This is a genomic window from Paenibacillus sp. SSG-1, assembly GCF_002224835.1.
Lineage (GTDB): Bacteria > Bacillota > Bacilli > Paenibacillales > Paenibacillaceae > Paenibacillus_AQ > Paenibacillus_AQ favisporus.
In genome coordinates, this window is sequence record NZ_MBRK01000003.1 from 1 (window position 1) to 1,356 (window position 1,356).

3 protein-coding genes are annotated in these 1,356 nt (G+C 51.7%); 2 read left to right on the forward strand and 1 reads right to left on the reverse strand.

Annotation, left to right across the window (positions count from 1 at the left end; genetic code table 11):
• Nucleotides 1-99: 99 nt before the first annotated feature.
• Complete coding sequence (locus tag BCV73_RS34625; protein ID WP_084204161.1) at nt 100-579, reverse strand: SprT family protein; 480 nt, start codon at nt 577-579, stop codon at nt 100-102.
• 139 nt (nt 580-718) lie between these two features.
• On the opposite strand from BCV73_RS34625, the gene BCV73_RS34630 reads away from it, so the two are divergent.
• The gene (locus tag BCV73_RS34630; RefSeq protein ID WP_076174826.1) at nt 719-1,072 is read left to right on the forward strand and encodes a hydrolase/acyltransferase; all 354 of its coding nucleotides are present in this window, start codon (nt 719-721) and stop codon (nt 1,070-1,072) included.
• Nucleotides 1,073-1,280: 208 nt separating this feature from the next.
• Nucleotides 1,281-1,356: cortex morphogenetic protein CmpA (cmpA, locus tag BCV73_RS34635; protein ID WP_143811956.1), on the forward strand; the 76-nt coding region annotated here is incomplete at its 3' end.

Genomic DNA, 1,356 nt, shown 5'->3' on the forward strand with positions numbered 1-1,356 from the left:
CGAACAGGACTCGAACCTGTGACAACTCGATTAACAGTCGAGTGCTCTACCAACTGAGCTATCAGGGAACGTTGTTATATGGTAACACCAAATAATTTATCATGATTTTGTAGCGGAGTCAAGCTTGTTCAAACGAAGATTTCCAGCGCATTTCCCGCACCGGTAACGGCGGGGATCGACCTTGCGTTTGCGCAGGTACACCATCCCGCACTGGCGGCACACCAGCTGGTACCGGTAAGGCTGAACCTTACGCTCACGCGCCGAAGGCAGCGACTGGCAGTATCGGCTTCCCCCGACCTGCTGCAGCAGCATTTTAAAATCCGGATCCCGGTGTTTGTAGCCCCTTCCCGTCAGGTGCAAATGGTAATGGCACAGCTCATGCTTGATGATCTTTTCCACTTCCTCCCGCCCGTTCGCTTCGAGCTGATGGGGATTGATTTCGATATGATGGCTTTTCATAAAATAGCGCCCGCCCGTTGTGGATAATCTCCGGTTGAACGTGGCCCGATGCCTGAAAGGCAGGCCGAAGCTTTCCTCCGAAATCCGCTCCACCCAAGCTTGCAGCTCTTCATTGCTCATGACGTCCATGAGGTCCTCCTCTGACTGAATTTGACGGTCTTCGGGGCGGTTGTCCCGAAAGAAACATTCTCTTGAATTATAACTTCCCCATACGCTACACTGACAAGTAGAATGTTATGGAGGGAGATTTTTGCGCCTTATGCCGAAGATGAGATATGTAATTTTACAGAAAAATGCCGACCTCTTTTTTGTGGAAATGCCCGCCGATTACGCTTACCAGCTCAGCGCGCTGAACCTGCGCCTCAATAAGGAAATAGACAAATTGACCGCCTCCGTCGTCCCGGAGCTGCCGCTCGCCGTGGCGGAATGCGATCAGTTGGATCTGCTGCAGGAACATCTGCAAATTCAGGATGGACTTGCCTACATCAACGCATTGGAGCAGTCCTTTGCTTCGATTGATGAACAGAGCTATCCCCTCATCGCCCTGCTGACCGAAATCCGTGCCCTTCAAGCCCAACTGGAACAGTGGTATGAGGAGGAAGCGGAGGGCTAGGCCGCCGCAGCGTTATTACGGAAATAGCCATGAACTGAACCGGGATCACAGCGAAGAGAATCGTGAAGGAATGCATAATGGGATGCGTTTATAAAATACAATCCCGTCCCCTTGCAGAACCCGGGAAATTCAAATGAGACCTGCACGCTTTGGGCGTTCTCCCCATATGCTGACCGTAGAGACGGAATGCAAGAGGAGGAGATCACCCTTGCCGCAATGGCTCTGTAATCAGCTGAGGAAGGCGTTTCACAAAAAAGACAGACGCCAGATCAAACTGCTCAACG

Coding starts and splice junctions, on each gene's coding strand:
- BCV73_RS34630 (WP_076174826.1), top strand. CDS start 719: ATGCCGAAGATGAGATATGTAATTTTACAGAAAAATGCCGACCTCTTT.
- BCV73_RS34625 (WP_084204161.1), bottom strand. CDS start 579: ATGAGCAATGAAGAGCTGCAAGCTTGGGTGGAGCGGATTTCGGAGGAA.